We start from the raw sequence: 22,387 nt of genomic DNA, 5'->3' as shown, positions 1-22,387 counted from the left end.
TAAAATATAACATCAGCTATCAAAATAGAAATAAACCGCTAAGGTTAGCGGTATCTCTAAGTAAGATTATTATTTTAAAATTCCCCACTGAACAACAGTTCTAAAATAAAATTGTTATCTTATCATTTTTAATAGCCATCACAAGTTATATTTTACAATATTACCCAAGAAAAAGCAAGAAAAAGCAGCCTTTCGGCTGCTTTTAAATTTAATTATTTTAAAACATCTGCTAAAGCAGCATTCATTGTACGAACAGCTGCAACGCTTTTATCAAATAAAGCTTTTTCTTCAGCATTTAATTTAACATCGATGATTTTCTCAACGCCATTAGCACCAAGCACTGCTGGAACACCAATACAAATATCTTCTTCGCCATATTCACCTTCAAGGTATACACAGCTAGGGATAAGTTTTTTAGCATCAGTAGCAATTGCTTCAGCAACAGTTGCACCGGCTGCACCAGGAGCATACCAAGCAGAAGTACCAAGTAAGCCTGTTAAAGTAGCGCCACCAACCATAGTATCTGCAACAATTTTATCTAAAGTTTCTTTATCTAAAAGTTCAGTTACAGGAATTCCTTTATAAGTTGCAAAACGGATTAATGGAATCATTGTAGTATCACCATGACCACCAATTACCATGCCATCAACGTCAGTAGGAGTGCATCCTAATGCTTGGCTGATATAGTATCTGAAACGGCTGCTATCTAACATTCCGCCCATACCAACAATACGGTTTTTCGGAACACCACTTGCTTTTAATGCCAAGTAAGTCATTGTGTCCATTGGATTTGATATAATTACAAATATTGCATTTGGTGAGTATTTCAAAATTTGATCAACTACACTTTTAACAATACCAGCATTAGTACCAATTAGTTCTTCACGAGTCATACCCGGTTTACGAGGAATACCGGAAGTGATAATAACAACTGCGGAATCAGCAGTTTTGCTGTAATCATTAGTACAACCAATCATAGTTGTATCAAAGCCCATCATATGAGACGTTTGCATCATATCCATAGCTTTACCTTCTGAGATACCTTCTTTGATGTCTAATAACACCAATTCGCTAGCAAAACCTTTTAGCGCAATCACATTAGCACAAGTTGCACCAACGTTACCAGCTCCAACAACAGTAACTTTCATAATTATAAGACCCTCCTTTTATTTAAGAGGTACCTTCTTGCACAAAAAAAAGCAAGGATCAGCACCTTCTTGTTAACAACAAGCCATAAGCATGGGATGAAGTTCCTTATGTAAAGTATAACAAATCAATTTTTAAAAAGCAATAATTGTCACTTGGTTTTATTTTTTCAAATTTTCCATACACCACCAACAGGTCATTGATAAACCAAATGCATAAATTACCAATACTGCTACTGGGAAAATGGTAATATCCCCATTACTACCCAAAACCCTCAAGGCATTACTAGCATGCGTTAATGGTAATAGTTCTAAGAAGTAATGAATTATTTGCGGTAATTTTTCCGTAGAAAAAAATGTTCCACACAAAAATGACATTGGCAATAAAATATAGGTGTTAAAATTACCCATATCTTCGTGTGCATCAATTAATAACGCGGCAATAAACCCTACTGCTGAAAAAATTAAACAGTTTAAAACCAATACCATAACAAATTTTAGATTTATAACAAAGCTAGCACCAAATAAATAAGCCATAATAATAATAATCACCGAAGATATTAAGCCTCTTAAAACTCCGCTGAGTAATTTACCGATAATGAACGAAATCGATTTAATCGGTGCTACCAAGTATTCTTCCAAAGTTTTATGATAAACCCGGCTAGTATGAAGCGGTAGAGCCACTCCACTAAAACTAATATTCATAGAATTTAAAGCAAGAATGCCCGGCACTAAAAAGTCAAGATAACTGCCACTTTGAACATTGATATTTTTACCTAGTCCCCAACCAAAGGCTATTAGATATAACATCGGAGTAACCATTCTCGCAAAGATAAATTTTACAAGTCGTCTTTTTAAAACTAACCAATCCCGCCAAAAGACCGTCATAATATCTTGTAACATATTAATTCACCGTCCTTCCTGTCAATTCTACGAATACATCCTCTAAATTTGATTTTCTGATAATCGCAGTATCGACAAGAGTACACGCAAAATTTGACGCTTCTTCTCTGGTATCAAAAAATTTATATTCTAGTTTATTTTCTATTTCATATTCTATTACATATTTTCCAACCATATTACATAATTCCTTCGGACTATCTAAGGCTATTAATGAACCTTTCTCCATAATTGCTACTCTATTACATAAATTTTCAGCTTCTTCAATATAATGTGTCGTTAATAATACTGCCACATTATCATTGTGCATTTTTCTAATCAAATCCCATAGTTTTCTTCGCACTTGAGGATCTAGTCCAACCGTCGGCTCATCCAAAAATAAAATTTTCGGATTATGCATTAGCGCTCGAGCAATCATCAGTCTACGTTTCATTCCACCGGATAATTTTTGGACAAAATCATCCTTGCGGTCTAATAATTCTACGTATTCTAGTAATTCCGTACTTCTTTGTTTGATATAACTAGCCTCCATTTTATGAAGCTTACCATGTAATATCAGATTTTCCCACACTGTCAAATCATAATCCAAATTAAAATGTTGCGGTACAACCCCAATCATCGTTTTTATCTCTTGCTCATTGTGCTTGAGATTAAACCCACCGATGGCAATTTCACCGGCAGTAGGTCTTAACAACATTGATAACATTTTTATTGTTGTAGTCTTGCCGGCACCATTAGGTCCCAACAAACCAAAAATTTCACCTTCAGCAACCTGAAAACTTAGCTTGTTCACTGCTATTCTACTGCCAAAATTTTTAACTAAATTTTCAATAATAATCATTTTTCCTCCACTAGACCAAAATTACCCTAAAGAGTCTAAACTCTTCAGGGTAATTTTCACACTATAATTTACTCAATACCATTTAATAAAACAGCAACAACAATATAATAAGCTAACGCTAGTAGCAATAAAGCACTAAAACCAAGCAGTAGCCCTTTCATATTCTTTTTCGAGCTGACCACATTATGGTAATATTTTTTCTGCGTTTTCTTACCGCAATCATAACAATAATTATCTTCCGGAAACAAAAATGAACCACAGTTATTACAATAAAAGCCCTTCGGCATAACAGTTTCTTCATCTGCCACTACTTGTGGTACCGTACTCTTTTCTGTTACTTCGCTTGTACCAGCAACTTCGCCCTCTGCCGGTGCAAGCTCATCAGTGACCGTTTCTAACGACGCCAACTCCATTGGACTAATTTTCAGCGATGGTTCAGTCTCTGTAGCTACTGTTTCTTTTTTGGCTGTCACAGTATTTTGTTTTAATTTCCCAACATAACTTTGTCGATCAATGGTTAAATAAGCAATATTTTTGCCACAGCTAGCACAAAAACTACCTTCATCACTTATTTCAACGCCACAAGCAGGACAATACATATAATCACCTCAATCAGCTTTTATCAATATCATTACTTTTTCAACAACAACATCATAATTCCTGTTATAATTGCAATCAAAACTATAAAAGCTCCTATGCCAATCACAATTAATTTTTGCGGTGACTCCAACAAGCTCTTTTTATCTTCGCTTTCTTGAACTTCTTGTTGATCATTATTATTTTTCGGCTGACGTTTGCCACACATCTGACAATATTTTGCGTCCTTAGGCATTTCCAGCCCACAAAAAATGCAAAAATTCATAGTACACCTCACATCAAAAGATATTTAAGTTAATTATACTATTTTTACAATATTTAGTCTTGTTTATTTTTCGGCTTCACCAATTTAAGTGGCAGAAAATTTTTATAGCCTAAACTATTGATGATTTCGTCTGCTTCCACCCCAAAAATACCTTTTAATAAATCCTTCGTAATAACACTCTGCGGGCTACCACTCGCAACAATTTTTCCTTCAGCCATCACAACAATATTATCAGCATATTGTAGCGCTTGATTTAAATCATGTACTACCATCACAATCGAAATTTTATGGTCAATATTTAATTTTTTAATGATATTTAACACTTCTAATTGATGTCCAATATCAAGATAAGTAGTTGGTTCATCTAACATTAACAACTGCGGTTTTTGTGCAAGCGCCATCGCAATCCATGCTCGTTGTCGCTCCCCACCGGATAAAGTGCTTACCAAACGGTCTTTAAAATATTCTATCCCAGTCTCACCCAATGACCATTCAATAATCTTAGCGTCTTCTCCCTCATTGTTCTGCCACCAACTTCTATGAGGAAACCGACCATAAGCCACTAAATCTTTTACGGTTAAATCTGCCGGCACTAAAGGTGACTGTGGCAAAAAAGCCATTTGCTGCGCTAACTTCTTACTACTAATCTTCTGCAAAGGATTATTTTTAAATAAAACCTGCCCTTGTTTAACTTTAACCAATCCAGTCAAAGCCTTCAGCAAGGTGCTTTTTCCTGAACCATTCGGACCAATAATCGCCGTAATTTTACCAGCTGGAATTTTTAAATTAAGGTCGGCTAAAATTGTTTTTTCGGCAAAACAAACTTTAATCTGAGTCGCTTCAATTAAGCACATTACAACTCCCTCCTTAATAAAAATAAGAAGAACGGAGCACCGATAAAGGCCATAATAATCCCTACCGGTAATTCAATTGGTGCAAACACCACTCTAGCAAAAGTATCACTAAGTGTAATAACTGCAATTCCTAAAAAACCAGTAGCCGGTAATAAATATCGATAATCAGAACCGACTAATAATCTAGCCGCATGTGGAACAATCAGCCCCACAAATCCTAATAACCCGACCACACTAACAGAACTAGCCGCCAGGATAGCCGCTATTGCTGTCATACTGAAACGAACCACTTCCACCTTTAAGCCTAAGCTTCTTGCTATATCATCGCCTAATTGCAAAATATTGAGGTTTCGTGCTCCTAAATATGCTACAATGCAACCAAAAATCGTATAAGGCAAAATAATTTCAACATGAGGCCAACTTCTGGCCGCTAGACCGCCCACCATCCACATTAAAGCGCTATGGATTCTATCACTGTAAAAAATCATCAATGCCGATATTCCTGAGCCAAAAAAAGCTGATACGGCAACACCGGCTAAAATAATCCGCACGGGTCTAATACCATCTTTCCAGGCTAAAATATAGATAACTACAGCCGCCAACATTGCTCCTAAAAACGATATCGGCGTTATTAAATATTCAAATTTAGGCAGAATAATCATCGTCGCAATTCCAGCTAACCCGGCACCGGAGGAGATTCCGATAATATGCGGATCAGCCAACGGATTTCTCATAATCGCTTGCAGTATTGCCCCTGCTACTGCTAAATTAAGCCCTACACAAATCGCAACAATCGTCCGTGGCAATCTAATATTATAGATAATTTGGCTATTAATATTATTTTCTTGTCCTAATAAAATATTTAAAAGCTCAGTAATCGGTATTTCTACCGCACCTTTTGCTAAACTTAGTAAAATACCACCTACACCAATTAGCACTAATATTATAATCGCACAAATTCGCCATGTTTTAGACTTAATTTTACCATCATTATCATTTGCCATAATCAACCTCGGGATAAGCTAACTTTGCCATTGTTGCTATTGCCTCAGGATAGCGTAAGCCCGGATTAATTTGAAATAAATCCTGCTCTAAAAAATAAACCTGATTGTTTTTTACTGCTTGCAAACACGCCCACGCCGGATTGTTTTTCATTTCCGCCAACATTTTCGTCTTCAATTCAGCTTCTTTGCCCATAATCGTCACAAAGATTATTTCCGGATTCATCGCTACCATTTTTTCCAAACTATACGGAGTCATTTCTGGATTATTACTTAAAGCTTCTTGATTATTTGCTAAGTTTTTTAATCCTAAAGTCTGTGCGCTACAGCCGGCAATACTACTTTCTAGTTCTACGGTAACATCACGAGCAGTACTATGTAGTATCACTATGCTTTTACTCTGACTTGGCAATTTACTTTTTATCGTCGCCACACTATTAGTCAAATTTTCAATCAAGGTTTGACCTTTCTCTTTATTGTTTAAAATTTCAGCTAATAGTTTAATTTTCGTCAAAACCTCATCATAGGTTTTCATTTTTATAACTAGCACCGGAATATTATTAGCTTCTAATATCGGAATAAATTTATCATGAATCCCTTGATAGGCAATTACTAAGTCCGGTTGTAATGCTACAACTTTTTCAATATTAATATTATAAACAAATCCAACCTTTTCAGCTGTTGAAAAATACTGATTTAAGTCTGTTTCTTTGGTATTAGGGATTCCAATAACTTTAGCATCAAGACCATGTAAAATATCTAAAAACGAATTTGATAATGCAACAATTTTATCAGTTTTTTCAATCTGAACTCTTCGTCCGACATCATCTTGAAAAGTTCTGCTACTTAGGCTCTCTGCCGGCTTATTAACACCGCACCCTGATCCGACCAGTGCAAAAATGCACATTATCATTAAAATAACTTTAATTTTATTGTATTGTAAGTTCGTCATAATGATACTCCAATCTTAACAGAAGTTATTTTTTACGACGCGCCAAGATAGTAGAAAGATAATTAACTTTCTTATCCTTTGCCAATTTAATATCTGAAATTATCTCTTCTTCCGGTAACCCACAACGGCTAATCATCACTGAATTATCAACTAAGCCATGCTTTTCTAAACTGTCGACTACTTCCGCAAAATTTTTGTAAACCTTCATTAAAACGACATTATCGGATAAAGCAATCGCTTGCTCTATTTTTTCTTGTGGTGCTGTCGCAGGAATAATCGTTAAAATATCATTACCTTCGACTAATGGATAGCCTAATTTACTGCCAATTGCACAAAAAGAATTAACCCCTGGAATAGTTTCAATATTAATCCCGGTATTTTCTAATAGACGATAAATATAAATATAAGTACTGTAGAACATTGGATCACCTAAAGTTAAAAATGCAACTTTTTTCCCTTGTTCCAAATAAGTTAAAATTTCTTGTTTATTAGCTTCCCAACTTTCCGGTGATTTTTCAAAATCAACAACCATCGGAAAAACTTGTTTTACTATATTAACATCACTTTTCAAATAAGGTCTGGCAATTGATAAAGCGACACTATCTTCTTTTTTCTCAGTTTTCGGTGCAATAATTACATCCACTTCTTTAATGATGTTTATTGCTTTTAACGTTAATAGTTCCGGATCTCCCGGTCCTACACCAATTCCATAAAAAATACCTGACATTTAAATATCCCCCTCAAAAATTCTTACTTAAGTAGTCTACTATATTTTTATGCCAATAGCAAAAATTACTTTAAGCAGTCTATATAGACTGCTTAATTATTCTATCATTTATAAAATTAATAATGCAACCTCAGAGAATGTTATCTTGAAATTTTATTTTCCCGCTATTGCATCTTTAATATGCTCTACATAAATATCTTGAAAAGCTTTATTTTCCCCTAAGCCATGCATATAAATTTCCACAGCATAACCTTTGGCTGTTAAAATGCTTTTCCAGGAATCTTCTTCTTCACCGGCCATATCATTATTAGCATGATCACCAGCTACTAACATTAACGGCATTAATAAAACCTTTTTAGTTTCTTTATTATTAGCCAATTTCTTTAAAACACTATCAAAGCTTGGTTCTGCTCCGTCTTCAACAACCGCCACATAACCTTTAACCCCTTGCTTATCAAGCTCCAGTTGCAATTTGCTATAAACTGTTCCATTTTCATGGTTAGAACCATGACCCATAAAAATAATTTGTGTATCCTTACCTTGATTTTGCGGCAATTGTTTCTTCAAGGCTTTGACAAATTCTTTGTAATCATTAGTATTATTATCACCACTATAAGTTAAAACCGGTCTGCCAATTTTAATTGTTTGAAAATCATTTTTATGTTTTGCAGCAACTTCTAAAATTTTAGTATTGTACTCCTCTCCCGGAATTAAATGTGTTGATTGAATAATAACATCGGTATATTCTTCATTTTTCAATTTTGTCAAAGCTTGTTCCAGATTATCAACCATAATTCCTTTTTCCGCCAACCTCTTCATCACAATATTAGAAGTAAAGGCTCTTCTAACTTCATAAAACGGAAACATTTCCGTAATCTTATTTTCTACGCTTTCAATACATTTTTCTCTAGCATCATCAAATGTTGTCCCAAAACTCACTACTACAATAGCTTGATGATTTTTTTCATTACCACATTTACCACAAGCTAAGACATCATTGCTACTACCTAATATCATACCTATTGTTGTCATCATCATCATAGCTCCTACTAATAAATTTTTCACGATAAACCTCCTACTAATTTAAAATTTCTCTATATAAATCAGCGTATGCTAATTTTATGAAAACATCGACTAACCCTTCTTCAAACTGCTTACCGGCACACCTTTTCAACTCTTTTAATTCCAACTTTACCAATATCATGAAGATGTGCCCCTAAATTAATTCTTATTTGTTCTTCTAGCGGTAAATGCAATGCTTTTGCCAATAATACTGATAATTCCGCCACTCTTGCCGAGTGATTACAAGTATACTCACTTTTCAAGTCCAACGCCACGCTTAACGCATTAACCATTTCTAAAGTATCATTTAGTGATTCCTTATTAAACAAAAGTCCACCTCATCTCATTGCTTTTTCTAAAGTAAATTTCTAATAAATATTATAATCTATGGACTATTTTAAGTGATAAAACAAAAATCCTTTTCTATACACTATATAGAAAAGGATTTATTTAATCGTAATGTTTAATAATTGTATTAACATACTTACATAAATCCCCTCCCCATCGCTCGCAGGTCAAACAGTGATTGTCAAATAGGCAGTTCTCCTGGCTCAAGATCATAATTACTTCCACACCTTCCCAATCTCTCAGTGGCATATCGTGGGTTCATTCCCTTTTACAGTGGCGGGACCGCGTCGGCTTCTAACCGATCTTCCCTATTAAGTCCGTAGGACACCTATTCCGCAATATTTAATTCTTTGTTAATTTTATAACTTATTATCTTTTTTGTCAAACCGTCTTACCGTAAGAAAAAGACCTAAAAGCAACTATAACTATTTGCCTTTAGGTCTTTTTCTATAAAGTTAAGCTTCCTGATTATTAAATAACAATTGTTCAAACTCATTTTGCGGTATTGGTCTAGAAAAATAAAACCCTTGTGCCAGGTGACAACCGCATTCAATTAAAAATTCAACATGCTCTTTTGTTTCAACACCTTCGGAAACAACTACTAAATTTAAAGATTTAGATAACTCAATAACTGATTTCATGATGTTTTTACTACGATTATCAGTTTCAAATTCATTAAAAAATGATTTATCCAACTTAACAATACTAATCGGAATATTTTTCAAATAGCTCAAGGAGGAAAAGCCTGTACCAAAATCATCCATTGATACTTTAATCCCTATCCCTTTTAACTCGTTAATGACCTGCACTACATATTTTAAATCACCCAGTGCAGATGATTCCGTTATTTCAATTTCCAAATACTTCGGATTTAAATCATACTTAGCAATCATATACTTGATAAAATCAATCAAATCACTTTGATATAACTCAACCATCGAAAAGTTAACTGAAATCGGATAAATTTCTTTATACTCTTTACTCCAAAAACTTAAAGTTTTACAAACTTCTTCAAAAACAAAGCGACCGATCATTACAATCAATTGCGTCTTTTCTGCTACCGGAATAAATTCCATCGGACTGATAATGCCCCGTTCCGGATGAATCCACCTAATCAACGCTTCCGCACCAGAAATTTTATTATTATTTAATAACGAAATTTTCGGTTGATAAAAAACTCTAAACTGATTTTTTTCTAATGCCAGTTTAATTTCTTTTTCTATTTTAACTTCTTCAACCATTTTATTTCTGATATTAGAGTCAAAGAAGGCATACTTAAATTCGGTATTAATACCTTTTATCGTATTAGCAGCAGTATAAGCATAACTAATCATTGTTCTGACATCCGGTAGCGTTTCATCATTAGGAATCAAATAAATTCCTGATGATAATACCACATCAATTCTAATATCATTAGTAACTTTACGACGATAAAAGTCTTCGAAGAAGTTATTTACAGCTTGCGCTACCTCATCTTCTTCTTCGTATTTAAATAATACGACAAAGTGATCGCTTTGAATTCTGGCATAAATATTATCTTTAAATTCACTTTTTAACGTTTCAGCAATTATTTTCAAAATACAATCACCAAAATCATAGCCGAAAGTTTCATTTATCAATTTAAAGATATCTATATCAAAACATATTAAGGCATATTTTTTATCGCCCCGCTTACTAAGTAAAGTATAAGTCTCCAACTTAAACTTATTAAGATTATAAATATTAGTGATATTATCAACATAAGCCAAGTTGTAAATTATCTCTTTATTTTTATAAGTACTAACGATGACATAGTACACCAACATAACAAATAAAGCACCCAATAACATCGTCAAATAACTAGCAATTTTTTTGAAGCTACTTAATTCTTCTAACGCCGCCCCCGTTGGCAAAGTCGATATAAATTTCCAGTTATTTAAAATACTAATATTAGAATAGGCAATGGTCTTATTCAATCCATTTATTTTAACATTTGCCAGACAATTTTGGTTATTTAGTAAATTGGCCTTAAGCCCATCAATGATGCTATCTTCATTATCTATTTTAAGTAACGCATAAAGATTTTTACCGACATATTCTTTGTTCGGATGAATGATTATTTTCCCTTCATTATTAATAACATAAGAATAACCTAAACCTTCAGAAAATTTAATATTCAAATTGTCAGTTAAACGATTTAATAAGTATGTTCCTGCCAAAACACCTTCCACCACACCATGTTTTTTTACCGGAACGCTAAAAACGATTACTGTATTACCTTCATAACCCATTCTCTCATTTATATCGATAGAAATATATTCTTCACCCTTAATAGAGTGTTTGAAATATTCTTCTTCTGCTAAATAAATACTGTTATTATCTGTGTTAACACCTTTACCACTCGGTTCAATATAAGTAAACCTTACAAACCCAGTTTTTTTTGTTTGCTCTTTAATAATTTGTAGCTGTCGACTAATCGTAACATCTTCTTCTATTAAGTTTTCTTGAGTCAATTCAGTAGTAAAAGTATGGAGTAACGATAAATTATTATTAATATTATCCTCTAATCTCCGTTTCCCTTGATCGGCTATCTCTAATAATTGCCTTTGCATATTCTCGTTTAACACTCGTGCCGTATTGTTGATATAGAAAATACCCATTACAAAAAAACTTACCAAAATTATTGCCGCCAATATTATGGGATAGATTGTTTTTTTCGTTGGTAACATAATATCACAACCTAATTTATAAATTAATTTACAGCCTTAATGCAAAGTTTCAAAACTTCTTATAACATCATTATATTACAATATGGTTTTTTTTCCACATTGACTTTTCTCATATTAAAGCAGCTTTAGCTCAATTAGCTAAAGCTGCCCTTTTACTATTCATCTTTTATTGAACGAAACCCTAGTTTATACAAAATATTAGCCATTGTACAATAACCGGTTATTGCAAAAAACATTAGATTGAAGCCAATAATCGCGGTTAAAATAAGCCAGCCTTTGCCAAAAAAATGGACCAGCACCGCACTTAGCAATGTAAAAAACCCCGCTACTAACCAAATAACTCGTTCCAAATACCATTTCTTCGTATTAGCTAAATACATATAAATCACTCCCGTCCAAAAAATTCAAAATACAATAATGGTACAATCAATAGCGTCAATCCAGTTGCCACTACTGCGCCGAACATCATCGCTATTGCCAAGCCTTGAAAAATAGGATCAAATAACATCACAAATGATCCTACTACTACGGCCGCTGCCGTTAACACAATCGGACGAAATCGCACACTCCCAGCATCAATTAATGCTTCTTTTAAATCACACCCTTTCTTTAATTCACCTTCCACAAAATCAATTAATAAAATAGAATTGCGGACAATAATTCCAGCTAGCGCAATAAATCCAATCATCGAAGTAGCGGTGAAAAATGCACCAAATAACCAATGTCCTGGCAAAATACCGACTAAGGTTAAAGGAATTGGTGCCATAATTACTATCGGTGTAAGAAAACTTTTAAACCAAGCCACCACTAAGACATATATCAAAATTAAGACCGCTAAGAAGGCAATCCCCATATCGCGAAAGACTTCATAAGTAATATGCCATTCGCCATCCCATTTCATACTGTAATTATGCTCTAACCAAGGTTGCACTGCAGAAAACTGTTCAATACTGTAACCTTCCGAAGTTTTTAGCTGTGCTATTTTCTCTTTCATCTCCATAATTGCATAAACCGGGCTTTCTAACACACCAGCAACATCACCAATGACATAAGTTACCGGTTTTAAATTTTTATGATAAATAGTTTTTTCTTCCGCATTATTATTCTTTTTCACCAATTCACTCAACGCAATTTGCTGACCGGTCTTGGATTGCAAATAAATTTGTTGCAATTCAAGTTCCGGCACCTTATTGCGTTGTTCAAAAGGTAGTCGCAATAATATTTCCACCGGCTCTTTATCTTGCGGTAAATGTACCAACCCAAGATTACTACCACTAATCGCCGTTTGTAACGTGGTACTAATTAGCGCCGGGCTAATACCGTGATATGCCGCTTTTTCACTATCAACTGTTAAAGTTATCTGCTCTTGATTAGTTTCAACATACCAATCAACATCAACCACTCCTGGTGTAGTCTGGAAGACATTTTTTATTTGCTGTGCTAATTCAATTTGCCCACTTTGCTTCGGGCCGTATACTTCTGCTACGATTGTGCTTAAAACAGGTGGCCCCGGCGGAACTTCCGCAATTTTAATCCGCGCTTGATAAGGTTTACTTATTTTCTCTATTTCCGGTCTCAACATTTTTGCTAAATCATGACTTTGTAAACTCCGCTCTGCTTTCGGTAAAAAATTAACTTGAATATCAGCACTACTACTACCGGATCTTTGAAAATAATGTCTAACCAAACCATTAAAATTATATGGCGAAGAAGTACCGACGTACGTTTGAAAATTCATTATCTCTGGCACTTGTTTTAAATAATTTCCTATTTCTTTGGTCAATGCTGCCGTTTGTTCTAAGGTACTATCTTCCGGCATATCAATAATTACTTGCAATTCACTTTTATTATCAAACGGCAACATTTTTACTTCTACTAATTTTAAAGGCAGTGTCAACATCGATACCAACAACAATAAAACAATACCACCAATGACCTTTCTGCGGTTTTGCTTTGATTGTAATAGTGGCGTCAATATTTTTTTATAAAATTTATTTTCACTATTTTTTTCTACTGCATTATGTTTTGCTGATTTTAGTAAAATATAACCTAGCCACGGACTAACTACAAATGCCACAATTAAAGAAAATAACATTGCAGCTGAGGCGCCAATTGGAATTGGCTTCATATATGGTCCCATCAACCCTGAAACAAACGCCATCGGTAGTAACGCAGCAATAACCGTAAAAGTTGCTAAAATTGTAGGATTACCAACCTCATTTACTGCCTCAATCGCAATTTCTTTGCTAGCTTTACCGGCTAAAATAAAATGTCGATGAATATTTTCCACAACTACAATCGCATCATCAACTAAAATCCCGATTGAAAAAATCAAAGCAAAGAGCGTTACTCTGTTTAGCGTATAATCTAATAAATACGTTATTAATAAAGTCATCGCCAATGTTACCGGTACTGCAACACCAACGACTCCGGCTTCACGCCACCCCAGAGTAATCATAATCAAAATAACTACCGAAATAGTAGCAATCAACATATGATCCAGTAATTCATCCGACTTTTCTTTGGCTGTTGCACCATAATTTCTGGTAACTTCAACCTTAATATCTTGCGGTAAAATATCACCGCGTAAAGCTTCAACCTTAGCTAAAGCTCTAGTAGCGATGTCAGTAGCATTCGCCCCTTGTTGCTTTGCAACCGAAATCGTCACCGCTTCATACGGACCCGCATTAAATCCTTCTTGAAAGTTAGTACTACCTTTAGCAATATCGTTAAAAACATATTGACTATATTCAGCCGGCCCATCTATGATTTTGGCAATTTGTTTCAAATAAATCGGCTTATTATTGTAAACTCCAATAATTATATTTTCCAAATCTTTCTTTCCACTTAAAAACTGTCCCGTTTTCACTTTTAATTCTTGATTGTTTTGTTGAATTTTCCCATTCTCTAACAATACATTGTTTTGGTTAATACTGTTAGTAAGGTGATCTAATGATATGTTAAACGCCTTTAATTTCGTTAGATCAGGTTCCACTCGCATTTGTCTTTTTTGTCCACCAATAACATTAATTTCAGCGACAAAATTATCTTTTTTCAGTTGCTCTGCTACCTCCGTCGCAATCCGTCGCAATTCATAGCCAGAATAATTATTTTCCCCATTCCAAAGCGTTAAGGCTAAAATCGAAACATCATCAATTGACCGGGCTTTAACCAACGGTTGCGATACACCATTAGGAATCTTATCATAATTAGACATTAACTTATTGTAAATTTTAACTAAACTATCTTCACTATCTTCTCCAACTTTAAATCTAACTATTGTTAAATTACTTTGCGGTTTGGCTATGGAATAAACATATTCTACGCCCGGAATTTCCCACAACAATTGTTCCATCGGCTTGGTCACTACATTTTCAACCTCAGCCGCACTGGCTCCAGGATAACTGACCATCACATCCATCATTGGTACAATAATTTGTGGTTCTTCTTCGCGTGGTGTTAAAGTAATGGCAAAGCCACCTAGCAATAAAAAAGCTATAACTAAAATGGCGGTCAATTTAGAATCAATAAAAGCTTTGGCAATTTTCCCAGCTAGCCCTAAGACTTTCATTGGAAAGTCACCTCCTGAGCGATACCACCATCCACAACACTACTCAAACCCTCAATAATTACCATTTCACCATTTTTTAGTCCGGTAGTTATTTCCACTAAATTATTATATTCACTGCCTAATCGTACTAATCTATACCAAACTTTTTTATTTGCATCAATAACATATACTCCGGTCAGTTGCCCCTTAGTAACAATTGCTGTTTTAGGTACTGCTAATTTGTTTTCATAGCCAATCGGCAATAATAATTTTCCATATTGCCCTGTTTTTAAATTATCACCCTGCAACCTTACTTTAACTAAAAAACTGCGAGAAAAAGTATCTATCGCCGGTACAACCTCAACTACCGTACCGGCAATTTTCACTCCATTATCTAATATAAAGTCTGCTTTTAAACCAATATTAATCTTTGCCTGAAAGCTTTCTTCAATATTGCACTCTACCAAAAAGGAGGTATTATCTTCAATTGTAATAACCGGTACTCCCGGTTGTAGCATATTACCCAGTTCAATATTTTTTTCGGTAATTACACCGCTAATCGGTGCAATTAAGCTACTGTTAGTATTAATTGCATTAAAACCGGCTCTGGCTTTATCATAAGAAAATTGAGCTTGTTCATAACCTAGTTTAGCAATTTCAAACTGATTTCTAACTTCATCAACTTGTTGACTGGAAATCGCTTCTTCTTGATATAATTTTTCATAACGGTTATAAGTACTACTTTGCAGCGTCAAATTTTGCCGAGCTAACTCCAAGCCAGTTTGTGCTTCAAAATAAGTAGCCTTCGCCATATTAATTTGCGCCACAATATCTTCATCTTTAATTTCTGCTAAAATAGCACCCGCTTGAACATAATCACCCGACTTAATATATAAGCTTGAAACGGTCCCCAGTAGTTTTGGGGCAACTTTACTAATAATGTTGGCTTTAACAGTGCCTGATGTTTCATAGTATTTCGGTAGATTTTCTTCTTTGATATTTTTTGCTACTAGTGGCGTACTGATTGTTGTAATATTTTCTTGTACAGCTTCTTTTCCACAGCCTAAAACCAACAATACCATTGCTAATATTGTGAAAATTGCGAAATTTCTATTGTAAGAAAAAATCTTCATCTTAACCCCTCCACCCTAAGATAAATATATTAGTTATATATTTCGCTAAAACAATTTCAAACCCTTGTATTTGTCAATAAAAATAAAAAAATCCCAATATAAGAGTACAAAAAGACGCAGCCTTAAGCCGCGTCTTTTTGTTGCTTTTATTTAAAATAAAAAAAACACTGTAATAAATTACAGTGTTTACGTTACAAATGGTGCGGGAGAAGGGACTTGAACCCCCACGGTTACCCGCCAGATCCTAAGTCTGGTGCGTCTGCCAATTCCGCCACTCCCGCGTCAGCAACAGCGATATCATCACGTTACTTGTATATAATATCATAGAGATTGTATAGTGTCAATACTTATTTTTTAAATAAGCTGAGAAAAAAGATAAAGGCTGCAATAATTACAATTGTTGCTCCGGTAGCAGTATTTAAATAATATGATAACATCAAGCCCAATATGCCGGAGAGCAACGCTATCCCAACAGCGTAACAATGATATTGTCTAATGTTAACAGCAAGATTTCTCGCCGCCGCTGCCGGTAAAACCAACATCGAATTTATAATCAGCAAGCCCACCCATTGAATACTAACTGCCACGATAATCGCCAACGCTACCGCAAAACAGATTTCAATTCTCAGTGGTGCTAACCCCCTACTACTAGCTAAAGAAGTATTAACACTGATTAACAAAAGTTTATTAAACAAAAAATACCACAACGTAACAATCACAATAAAAACACCAATTAATACCCCTAGGTCACTAACTTTAATACTTAATAAATCTCCAATTAGGTACCCGGTATACTTATTGAAACTACCGCCACGCGACATCATCATAATCCCTAAAGCAATTGCAGTAGAAGAAAACACTCCAATGACAGTATCAGTAGCCGCTTTACTTTTATCTTTAATAAAAATAATCGCAATCGCAAAAACAACTGAAAATAATACCACCCCAATTAAAGGATTAGCGGTACCTAACAAGGTGCCAATAGCAATACCAGCGAAAGCACCGTGTCCCAAAGAATCAGAGAAAAAAGCCATTTTATTATTAACAACCATTGTTCCTAGCAAGCCAAACAACGGCATTACCAATAAAATAGCTAAAAAGGCATTTTTCATAAAATTATAACCCAGCCAAGGAAACGGTAATAGCAAATCAATTATTCCATAACAAAAATCTAACAAAAACTTTCCTCCTCAGCTTTTTTTTCAACATATAGCCCAAAGGTTTCTTGAACTGCCGTTGAGGCAAAGACTACCTGAGGGGAATCATTAGCAACAATCGTTTTATTAAGCAAAATAACTCTATCAGCATATTTTGATACTAAATTAAAATCATGAGAAACTAGAATTATTGATAAATCATGTTTCATCCGCAAATCAGAAACAATATTATAAAATAAGTCCAGCCCATTTTTATCAATACCGGAAACAGGTTCATCTAATAACAATAAGTCCGGAACAGGCTGTAGCGCTAAAGCTAATAACACTCGCTGTAATTCACCCCCAGAAAGCGCCCCTAATTTGCGGTTAATTAAATGCTCCGCCTTCACTTTTATCAATAATTCATTCACCTTAGTTTTTATGTTTTTACTAACATTCAACCACGTTGGTTCATTACTTAAACAAACATTAAATAAATCCAACACAGTGATTGGCATTGTGATATCAAAATTCAAGTGTTGAGGAACATAACCGATTAGCGGATTGCCGGTTCGCTCACCTTTGGCATCAACATACGCTAAATTACCACTATGCTTAACTTCACCTAAAACAGCTTTTAACAACGTACTTTTTCCCGCACCATTAGGGCCGATGATAGCTGTTAATTCGCCACAATGAATATGTAAATTCACATTCTCAAAAACCTGATTGCCGTTATAATTCACTCCAAAATTTTCAATCTTTGTACAACAAATTTTACCGCAGACAATTCCTTTATTATCAATAACATGATTTATTTTCATTGCAGCGCCTCTTGTAATATCTTTAAATTAGCGTTCATTTTGTTAAGATAATCATCATAAGCTTGAGCATTACTTTCACCTGTTACCACCGGATCAAGGCTATATACCTTCACTCCGGTTTCTTGTGAAATCACGGTTGCCGCCTTTGCCGGATATTGTGGTTCGGTGAATAGTGCTTTTACTTTTGTTTGCTTAACTTTTTCAATAGTCTCTTCTAATTCTTTCGGGCTTGGCTCTGTGCCAGGCTCTCTTTCAATAACACCTACAATATTAAATTCAAATTCTTTAGCAAAATAACCAAAGGCTTCGTGGAATGTGAAAATATTACTGCCTTTAAACGGCGCTAACTTCTTCTTCATTTCATCCCGTAACAGTTCTAATTTATTAATATAAAGATTAGCATTACCTTGAAATTTAACAGCATTTTCTTGATTTATACTTGCTAATTGTTCAGCAATATTACGAACCTGTAAAATATTATTAGAAACACTCACCCATAAATGCGGATCAACTTCAGCATTGTTAACTTCAGCCTCACCATGATGTTCGTGTTCTTCATGATTATGTCCCATACTTTTGAGTAAGGGAATATTTTTCCCTGATTCTACAATTTTTAAATTAGGATTGGCCGTTATGACTTTTTCCAGAAAACTCTCCATCCCACCACCATTAATAACAAAGACATCAGCTTTTTCCAATAAAATCATGTCCTCCGGCGTCAATTGATAATCATGCAAACAGCCGGTTTGACTTTTAGTCATATTTATAACTTCCACATTAGGGATATCTTTCGTAATATTAATCGTTGAAAGGTACAACGGATAAAAAGATGTTACAATCGTAAACTTTTTACTTTGTACATTACTTTGCTCTTTAGTATTACCGCACCCTACCAAGGCTGTAACACTAAACACCATTAAAAATAACAGAACTATTTTTTTCATTAAATCAACTCCTCATTATATTTTTTGACGACAACTTTTACAGTGTCCATAAATTTCAAAAGTATGACCTGACATTTCAAATTGATTATCTTCCAACACTCCGATAACCTCTTTATTAATCGGACATATTTCAACACACTGCGTTTGACCACATTCTAAACAAATTAAATGATGATGATGTCCATCCTTAATCAATTCAAAAACTGCCCCTTCAGAATTTTTCATATCAACCTTATGCACTTTATCAAGCTTCATTAATAAACCTAAAATACGATAAATTGTATCAAGGCTGATATCCGGGTTACTTTCCTTGACATCTTCTAACAACTGTTGCGCTGTTGCAAAGTGTTCATATTGTAGTAACGCATTAACAACCGCTCGTCGCTGTGATGTTATTTTATAGCCTTTCGCTTTCAAGGTTAGCAAAATATCATCCACTAAGAAACCTCCTAAATAATAATTTTCTTATTTAGTATTATACGCCAATAACCAGATAATAGCAAATTATATTTTCCTAACACTATTATACACAATAAAAAAACCGCCCTAAGGCAGTTTTTTAGATATGTTCAGTTTCTTCAACAATTGGGACTTTAATAATTCCAGAAGAGTAAGGCGCAATTTCATATTGCTGAAAAATAATAATCGGCGTTTTAGCATCTAACAAATAGAAGTTTTCCGGATATTCCTCTATTCCTTTAAAATGATCAAACAACAGCAAATTATCACCTTTGGCTTTAGCAAAGATATTTTTATTAATTTGCGATGGCCTAAAATCAAACATTTTTATAAAACTCAACGCTTCGCCAGTTTTAATATTATAGTTATAACCTTTCAGTTCAGACACCCCATGTGCACCACCAGTATAAACATAAGTATTAATGGTAAAACTACAAATATCATTAGCAAAATAATGAATATCATATCCTAATTGAGCAGTAACAAGATTATCTTCCTTGGTCAAATCCTTAATAAATTTATCAGCCACGCTACGAACTTTATTATTAACCTTCTCTAAACCAATTTTTTGGTCATCAATAATAAATTCAGGATATTTAACATTAAATTTATCATTAATATAATACCGTTCAATAACCTTGTCAGTATCATCCATACCCTTAGCCTCAGTTAGATTCACAAAGTTTATCAAAAAAATAGCACTACAAAACAGCAATAGTTTACATAATATTTTCACTTTGACACCCCTTTATTTTCTAAACTTAGGAAAATATTTAGTGTGCACTAATTCTTTAGCTTTGCGGCTCATTGGATATTCTAAATATTTATCATAGATCGCTTGCACCGATTGATTTTGTTGCGATACGCGATGGCGTAATTTTGCATCAATTTTATTTAAACCTTCCGCTCTTTTTTCCAAGGCAATTTTACGCCCTTGCGTCTTGGGCTGGCCACCACCACCAATACAACCACCGGTGCAGGCCATAATTTCAATCGCATGATAAAATTCTTCACCGGCTCTAATTTTATCAAGCATTTTTCCAGCCTCTTTTAGACCATGGGCAATGCCGACTTTAAAATCTAAATCTCCGATTTTTATATCACAAGAACGGAACCCTTCCCATCCTCGTAGACAATGAAACTCCATTTCTTCAACAGGTCTGCCGGTAATTTCTTCAACCGCGCTTCTGGCTACCGCTTCAATAACCCCACCGGTTCGACCAAAAATTATTCCGGCACCAGTATACTCCCCTAGCGGACTGTCAAACTCCTGCCCTTCGATAGTTTTTAAATCGATATTGGCATCTTTAAAAATTTGGATTAATTCTTTGGTCGTTATAACATAGTCCGTATCATAATTATCATCACGAGAAAATTCTTCGCGAGAGGCTTCATACTTTTTGGCAATACAAGGCATAATCGCCACAGAAATAATATCTTCTCTATTAATACCACGATATTTTGCCCAAATATCTTTAGCAATAGTAGCAAAAATCTGCATTGGCGATTTTACTGAAGATGGGACATCCAGCATATCAGGATAACTTTGTTCGATAAATTTAACCCAAGCCGGACAACACGAAGTCAACAAAGGTAATTTAACATTTTTATCACCATCTAAAAAGGCCATCAAGCGTTCTTTAAGTTCCGCCGCTTCTTCTCTAATCGTTAAATCAGCCGCCCAAGTTGTATCAAAAACATAATCAACTCCGAGCATTCTTAATGCTGTCGCTAATTTACGTTCAACATTTGTCCCCGGTTCAAAACCAAACGCTTCGCCAATAGTAACTCTGACCGCCGGTGCAATTTGTGTTATTACAGTTTTATGAGAAACAACAATATCACGTAAAAATTTTAAAGTATTGTCACCTTCATGAATTGCACCAACTGGGCAAACCGTTATGCACTGACCACAATGAGTACAACGCTTAAAATGTAAATAATGCCGTTCCTTCAAGACTCCATCAATACAATCTACCGGGCAAACTCTAACACAAGCGCCACAGCCAATACATTTTTTCGTAATTCTTAGTTTAACTAGTTGCGGACAAGAGCCAGTATAACACCGATGATCTTCAATATGAGCAACAACTTCATCGTAAAATTTATCAATAATTTCTAAAATAACACTATAATCAGAACTAATCTTATCTTTAATCTTATCTGCTAAAATTCGCGTAAAATAAACATCTCGCAAATTAGCCTTACCTTTAGAAATTCGATCAAAAATTGTCGCGATCTTCTCAACTTCCTTGCTTACGTTTTGATATCGCTCCAAAACACCTTCTTGAACTTTTCCTGATAAATATTCTAAATAAAATTTTGCATATTGAACAATACAATCTTCTTCCGACATTATGATTAAGTTTTTATTAACACCATTGAAAAATAATGTAAAATCAAAAACTTGGTCCAAATCACTTTCCGTTAAGACTCTACCATAAGGAACACCAATCTGTGCTAATTTAAAAGCGGCTTTGTTATACATCCCACCAGCTAAATCAATAATATCTCTTAACGTGGCATTTTCGGGAACATCAATAAATCCTTTGTTGTTAACCTTTCCTTGAACAGCAACATATCTATCACTAATTTGAGCATATTTCTCAAATTCACTGTCATTAAACGCACTAAAAATAGTTATTTTTGAATCTTGTGCAATAATATGTTTTCGATCTTCCACTTCATCCACCTTCTATCAATGCTATTAAATGTCATAAAACTTACATTTAATAGCATTGTACCATAACAACCGCAAAAGGTGAATATTTAGTACTACATCAAACAATATAAAATTACATCTGCTAAAACTGCCCCTAAAATAACCATTGTTAATGGTAATCTTAGCCAACTTAAAACTATTGCAACAACACAACCAAGCAGTCCAATCCAGTAACAATTCTGATCAACCTTTAACACCCCGGGAAAGATTAACGAAGTC

At 34.5% G+C, this 22,387-nt stretch carries 21 protein-coding genes, 1 tRNA gene and 1 riboswitch; all 22 genes read right to left on the bottom strand.

Annotated elements, in window-relative coordinates:
• Positions 1-212: 212 nt before the first annotated feature.
• Positions 213-1,151: a malate dehydrogenase gene (gene mdh, locus KBI38_01445; protein ID MBP8628725.1), complete on the bottom strand. Its 939-nt coding sequence runs from the start codon at positions 1,149-1,151 to the stop codon at positions 213-215.
• 156 nt (positions 1,152-1,307) lie between these two features.
• A complete protein-coding gene (locus tag KBI38_01440; protein MBP8628724.1) occupies positions 1,308-2,048 on the bottom strand; it encodes an ABC transporter permease in 741 nt (246 codons plus the stop codon).
• Between the two features lies 1 nt (position 2,049).
• Complete coding sequence (locus KBI38_01435; protein MBP8628723.1) at positions 2,050-2,886, bottom strand: ABC transporter ATP-binding protein; 837 nt, start codon at positions 2,884-2,886, stop codon at positions 2,050-2,052.
• Positions 2,887-2,954: 68 nt separating this feature from the next.
• Positions 2,955-3,485, bottom strand: coding sequence for a hypothetical protein (locus KBI38_01430; GenBank protein ID MBP8628722.1), 531 nt, complete (start codon positions 3,483-3,485; stop codon positions 2,955-2,957).
• Positions 3,486-3,517: 32 nt separating this feature from the next.
• Positions 3,518-3,748, bottom strand: a complete 231-nt coding sequence (locus tag KBI38_01425; protein ID MBP8628721.1) for a hypothetical protein — start codon at positions 3,746-3,748, stop codon at positions 3,518-3,520.
• Positions 3,749-3,801: 53 nt separating this feature from the next.
• Positions 3,802-4,602, bottom strand: coding sequence for an ABC transporter ATP-binding protein (locus tag KBI38_01420; protein ID MBP8628720.1), 801 nt, complete (start codon positions 4,600-4,602; stop codon positions 3,802-3,804).
• Positions 4,602-5,606 carry an iron ABC transporter permease gene (locus tag KBI38_01415; GenBank protein ID MBP8628719.1) on the bottom strand — a complete coding sequence of 335 codons (1,005 nt, stop codon included), beginning with the start codon at positions 5,604-5,606 and terminating at the stop codon, positions 4,602-4,604. The genes KBI38_01420 and KBI38_01415 overlap by 1 nt, the downstream gene beginning before the upstream one ends.
• On the bottom strand, positions 5,596-6,555 hold the full coding sequence (locus tag KBI38_01410; GenBank protein ID MBP8628718.1) for an ABC transporter substrate-binding protein: 960 nt from the start codon (positions 6,553-6,555) through the stop codon (positions 5,596-5,598). Before KBI38_01410 ends, KBI38_01415 begins: the two co-directional genes overlap by 11 nt.
• Before the next feature lie 25 nt (positions 6,556-6,580).
• Positions 6,581-7,282 carry a precorrin-2 C(20)-methyltransferase gene (cobI, locus tag KBI38_01405; GenBank protein MBP8628717.1) on the bottom strand — a complete coding sequence of 234 codons (702 nt, stop codon included), beginning with the start codon at positions 7,280-7,282 and terminating at the stop codon, positions 6,581-6,583.
• 153 nt (positions 7,283-7,435) lie between these two features.
• Entirely contained in the window at positions 7,436-8,323 is an 888-nt protein-coding gene (locus tag KBI38_01400; protein ID MBP8628716.1) for a sirohydrochlorin cobaltochelatase, read from the bottom strand.
• A gap of 113 nt (positions 8,324-8,436) precedes the next feature.
• Positions 8,437-8,673, bottom strand: coding sequence for an HD domain-containing protein (locus KBI38_01395; GenBank protein MBP8628715.1), 237 nt, complete (start codon positions 8,671-8,673; stop codon positions 8,437-8,439).
• 189 nt (positions 8,674-8,862) lie between these two features.
• Positions 8,863-9,039: riboswitch (cobalamin riboswitch) on the bottom strand.
• Between the two features lie 108 nt (positions 9,040-9,147).
• The gene (locus KBI38_01390) at positions 9,148-11,400 is read right to left on the bottom strand and encodes an EAL domain-containing protein (protein ID MBP8628714.1); all 2,253 of its coding nucleotides are present in this window, start codon (positions 11,398-11,400) and stop codon (positions 9,148-9,150) included.
• A gap of 155 nt (positions 11,401-11,555) precedes the next feature.
• Positions 11,556-11,780 (bottom strand): DUF2892 domain-containing protein, encoded by a 225-nt coding sequence (locus KBI38_01385; GenBank protein MBP8628713.1) that lies wholly within the window; start codon positions 11,778-11,780, stop codon positions 11,556-11,558.
• Positions 11,781-11,785: 5 nt separating this feature from the next.
• Positions 11,786-14,971, bottom strand: a complete 3,186-nt coding sequence (locus KBI38_01380) for an efflux RND transporter permease subunit (protein ID MBP8628712.1) — start codon at positions 14,969-14,971, stop codon at positions 11,786-11,788.
• Entirely contained in the window at positions 14,968-16,083 is a 1,116-nt protein-coding gene (locus KBI38_01375; GenBank protein ID MBP8628711.1) for an efflux RND transporter periplasmic adaptor subunit, read from the bottom strand. The genes KBI38_01380 and KBI38_01375 overlap by 4 nt, the downstream gene beginning before the upstream one ends.
• 198 nt (positions 16,084-16,281) lie before the next feature.
• Positions 16,282-16,364, bottom strand: a tRNA-Leu gene (locus tag KBI38_01370).
• Between the two features lie 66 nt (positions 16,365-16,430).
• Entirely contained in the window at positions 16,431-17,195 is a 765-nt protein-coding gene (locus KBI38_01365) for a metal ABC transporter permease (GenBank protein MBP8628710.1), read from the bottom strand.
• A 59-nt stretch (positions 17,196-17,254) separates the two neighbouring features.
• A complete protein-coding gene (locus KBI38_01360) occupies positions 17,255-18,043 on the bottom strand; it encodes a metal ABC transporter ATP-binding protein (protein MBP8628709.1) in 789 nt (262 codons plus the stop codon).
• Positions 18,040-18,987, bottom strand: coding sequence for a zinc ABC transporter substrate-binding protein (locus KBI38_01355; protein ID MBP8628708.1), 948 nt, complete (start codon positions 18,985-18,987; stop codon positions 18,040-18,042). Before KBI38_01355 ends, KBI38_01360 begins: the two co-directional genes overlap by 4 nt.
• Positions 18,988-19,002: 15 nt before the next feature.
• A complete protein-coding gene (locus tag KBI38_01350) occupies positions 19,003-19,425 on the bottom strand; it encodes a transcriptional repressor (GenBank protein ID MBP8628707.1) in 423 nt (140 codons plus the stop codon).
• A gap of 121 nt (positions 19,426-19,546) precedes the next feature.
• Positions 19,547-20,182, bottom strand: coding sequence for a DUF3298 and DUF4163 domain-containing protein (locus KBI38_01345; GenBank protein ID MBP8628706.1), 636 nt, complete (start codon positions 20,180-20,182; stop codon positions 19,547-19,549).
• A gap of 12 nt (positions 20,183-20,194) precedes the next feature.
• Positions 20,195-22,129 (bottom strand): [FeFe] hydrogenase, group A, encoded by a 1,935-nt coding sequence (locus KBI38_01340; protein MBP8628705.1) that lies wholly within the window; start codon positions 22,127-22,129, stop codon positions 20,195-20,197.
• Between the last annotated feature and the right edge of the window lie 258 nt (positions 22,130-22,387).

The sequence above is a fragment of the Negativicutes bacterium genome (assembly GCA_018052945.1).
Classification (GTDB): Bacteria; Bacillota; Negativicutes; order JAGPMH01; family JAGPMH01; genus JAGPMH01.
The sequence above is the reverse complement of the archived record's forward strand: the minus strand, read 5'-3'. Positions and strand labels throughout refer to the sequence as shown.

Bases quoted from the DNA above. Each gene is read 5' to 3' on its own strand.
- KBI38_01385 (MBP8628713.1), bottom strand. From the start codon at position 11,780: ATGTATTTAGCTAATACGAAGAAATGGTATTTGGAACGAGTTATTTGG.
- KBI38_01400 (MBP8628716.1), bottom strand. From the start codon at position 8,323: ATGATGATGATGACAACAATAGGTATGATATTAGGTAGTAGCAATGAT.
- KBI38_01415 (MBP8628719.1), bottom strand. From the start codon at position 5,606: ATGGCAAATGATAATGATGGTAAAATTAAGTCTAAAACATGGCGAATT.
- KBI38_01435 (MBP8628723.1), bottom strand. From the start codon at position 2,886: ATGATTATTATTGAAAATTTAGTTAAAAATTTTGGCAGTAGAATAGCA.
- KBI38_01375 (MBP8628711.1), bottom strand. From the start codon at position 16,083: ATGAAGATTTTTTCTTACAATAGAAATTTCGCAATTTTCACAATATTA.
- cobI (MBP8628717.1), bottom strand. From the start codon at position 7,282: ATGTCAGGTATTTTTTATGGAATTGGTGTAGGACCGGGAGATCCGGAA.
- KBI38_01355 (MBP8628708.1), bottom strand. From the start codon at position 18,987: ATGAAAAAAATAGTTCTGTTATTTTTAATGGTGTTTAGTGTTACAGCC.
- KBI38_01365 (MBP8628710.1), bottom strand. From the start codon at position 17,195: ATGAAAAATGCCTTTTTAGCTATTTTATTGGTAATGCCGTTGTTTGGC.
- KBI38_01420 (MBP8628720.1), bottom strand. From the start codon at position 4,602: ATGTGCTTAATTGAAGCGACTCAGATTAAAGTTTGTTTTGCCGAAAAA.
- KBI38_01425 (MBP8628721.1), bottom strand. From the start codon at position 3,748: ATGAATTTTTGCATTTTTTGTGGGCTGGAAATGCCTAAGGACGCAAAA.
- KBI38_01410 (MBP8628718.1), bottom strand. From the start codon at position 6,555: ATGACGAACTTACAATACAATAAAATTAAAGTTATTTTAATGATAATG.
- KBI38_01390 (MBP8628714.1), bottom strand. From the start codon at position 11,400: ATGTTACCAACGAAAAAAACAATCTATCCCATAATATTGGCGGCAATA.
- KBI38_01360 (MBP8628709.1), bottom strand. From the start codon at position 18,043: ATGAAAATAAATCATGTTATTGATAATAAAGGAATTGTCTGCGGTAAA.
- KBI38_01430 (MBP8628722.1), bottom strand. From the start codon at position 3,485: ATGTATTGTCCTGCTTGTGGCGTTGAAATAAGTGATGAAGGTAGTTTT.
- KBI38_01440 (MBP8628724.1), bottom strand. From the start codon at position 2,048: ATGTTACAAGATATTATGACGGTCTTTTGGCGGGATTGGTTAGTTTTA.
- KBI38_01380 (MBP8628712.1), bottom strand. From the start codon at position 14,971: ATGAAAGTCTTAGGGCTAGCTGGGAAAATTGCCAAAGCTTTTATTGAT.